This is a genomic window from Marinobacter sp., from assembly GCF_014859525.1.
Lineage (GTDB): Bacteria > Pseudomonadota > Gammaproteobacteria > Pseudomonadales > Oleiphilaceae > Marinobacter.
Genome location: NZ_JACUUB010000157.1, coordinates 1 through 2,446, shown reverse-complemented (window position 1 = coordinate 2,446; position 2,446 = coordinate 1). Strand labels below are relative to the sequence as shown.

Annotated in this window: 2 protein-coding genes; one reads left to right on the top strand and one right to left on the bottom strand. The window is 57.8% G+C overall.

What is annotated here, in order from left to right; translation table 11 throughout:
- Positions 1–1,365: mercury(II) reductase (gene merA / locus IBX51_RS14955; protein ID WP_291832124.1), on the top strand; the 1,365-nt coding region annotated here is incomplete at its 5' end.
- A 144-nt stretch (positions 1,366–1,509) separates the two neighbouring features.
- Here the strand turns inward: merA and IBX51_RS14950 are convergent.
- The gene (locus IBX51_RS14950) at positions 1,510–2,268 is read right to left on the bottom strand and encodes a S9 family peptidase (RefSeq protein ID WP_291832123.1); all 759 of its coding nucleotides are present in this window, start codon (positions 2,266–2,268) and stop codon (positions 1,510–1,512) included.
- Positions 2,269–2,446: the final 178 nt, after the last annotated feature.

Sequence of the window (2,446 nt, the reverse complement as noted above, 5' to 3'; positions counted from 1 at the left end):
GGCGCAGCCATGGCAGCCGCCCTGAAGGCCGCGGAACGCGGCGCGCACATTACCCTGATCGAGCGCGGCACCATCGGCGGTACTTGCGTTAATATCGGCTGCGTACCTTCGAAGATCATGATCCGCGCCGCGCACATTGCGCACCTGCGCAAGGAGAGCCCCTTTGACGACGGGGTGAGCGCCCAGAATGCTCCGAAGGTAGACCGGGCGAAACTGGTTCAGCAACAGCAGGCACGGGTCGAGGAGCTTCGCAATAGCAAGTACGAGAGCATACTGCGCGACCACGCAGCCATCACCGTTCTGAAAGGTGAGGCCCGGTTTGTCGATGCCAATAACCTGGTGGTCAAGCTGAACGATGGCGGCGAGCAAGCTGTTCACTTTGACCGCGCCTTTATCGGCACTGGCGCCCGCCCGGCACAGCCGCCGATACCGGGGCTGGCCGAAACGCCCTACCTGACCTCCACCAGTGCATTGGTGCTGAACACGATACCGGAACGGCTGATTGTGATCGGTGCCGGTTTTGTTGCCCTGGAACTGGCTCAAGCCTTTGCCAGGCTGGGCAGCAAGGTCACCTTGCTGGCCCGCAGTCGCCTGCTGTCTCGTGAAGACCCGGCCATCGGTGACGCCATAGAAGCAGCGTTCAGGCGTGAGGGCATTGAGGTTCTCAGGCAGACCCAGGCCAGCCGCGTGGACTACAGTGACAATGAGTTCACCGTCGACACCAATAGCGGTACCTTGCGAGCCGACCAACTACTGGTGGCCATCGGCCGGGCGCCCAATACCGAAGCCCTGAACCTGGCAGGCATCGGCGTGGAAACCTCCCGTGGTGCGATTCAGGTGGATGAGCATCTGCAAACCACGGTCCCCGGTATCTATGCCGCCGGTGACTGCACCGATCAGCCGCAATTTGTCTATGTCGCCGCTGCCGGAGGTAGTCGAGCCGCCATCAACATGACCGGAGGCGAGGCGACTCTGGATCTTAGTGCCGTGCCGGGCGTGATGTTTACCGACCCGCAGGTTGCCACCGCTGGGCTGACGGAAGCCCAGGCACTTGAGCAAGGCTTCAGTGTGGATACCCGTGTACTCGAGCTGGAGAACGTGCCGCGTGCACTGGTCAATTTCGACACCCATGGCTTTATCAAGATGGTTGCGGAGCGCGATTCGGGCAGATTGCTGGGTGTACAGGCGGTCACGGCAGAGGCCGGTGAGCTAATCCAGACAGCGGTTATGGCGCTAAGGGCCGGTATGACGGTGCAAGACATCGGCAATGAGCTGTTTCCCTACCTGACGATGGTGGAGGGGCTCAAGCTCTGTGCGCAAACCTTCAGCAAGGATGTAAAGCAGTTATCCTGCTGTGCAGGATAACTGCTTGCGCTCAAGTGAAAGCAGAAAAGCACCAACCAACATGAGTAAGACCCGACGCAGGTGGGCCTTGCCGGTATTCCGAAGCGATTCCTGAACAGCCTTGAACGCGCATAGGAACTGCAGCAGCTTGCCAAAGCACTGGCCTCACAGATACCGGCTTGACCAGGCCACCAACATATCCGCAACATACTCTGCGTCCACCGCCCTTGAAAGCAAATGATCGGCATCATCGAGAGAAATAAAGCTCTTGGGGTGCCTTGCCGCTTGGTAAATAGTGGCTGCTTCGCTGATGTCCACAATCTGGTCAACCGGCGAGTGAAAGATGATCAGCGCCTTGCGGAGATTGCCGATGTGGTCCGGGGTATTCCATTTCACCAGGTCATCCAGCATCTGCGATTTTACATTGAACGTCCGGCCGGCCAGTGTAACCTCGGCCTGGCCAAGCTCTTGAATCTCATTCGCCTTGCCGTCGAACAGATGCTGAACGTGATTGGCCGTGGCCGGAGCGCCAATAGTGGCAACCGCTTCCACCGATGGCATACGCTGTGCGGCCGCCAGTACTGCTGCACCTCCGAGGCTATGGCCAATAATGATTCGGGGTGCCTGGTAATACTCCTCTAGAAATTGACTGGCCGACAACAGATCCTCGATGTTTGAAGAAAAGCTGGTATTGGCAAAATCCCCATCACTGTTGCCAAGCCCGGTAAAATCAAACCGCAATACGCCAATGCCATGCTTCGCCAGAGCCCGACCGATACGGGAAGCGGCGGCGATATCCTTGCCACAGGTAAAGCAATGGGCAAATAGCGCCATCGCCCGGGGCTTACCCTGGTTCGGCAATTCCAGCAAACCTGCAAGTTTGTGGTTCTGGTTGTTGGTGAACTCGACTTTGGATCGTGTCATTAGTTTTTTCCTGGCCTTCGAATTGGTCTATTGTTTACAGACCAATCAGGTACCTTGATTGTTACATTTGAGGGAGCAGAATGACCCATTCGTGGCACCAGCGAGCAGGGAATACCTCGGCGGGCATTTGCGCGATCATGCTTCTGGGTCTGGCAATCACCGGCTGTTCAACGGCAGC

Excerpts from the sequence above, each read along its gene's own strand:
- IBX51_RS14950 (WP_291832123.1), bottom strand. The coding sequence starts at position 2,268 with ATGACACGATCCAAAGTCGAGTTCACCAACAACCAGAACCACAAACTT.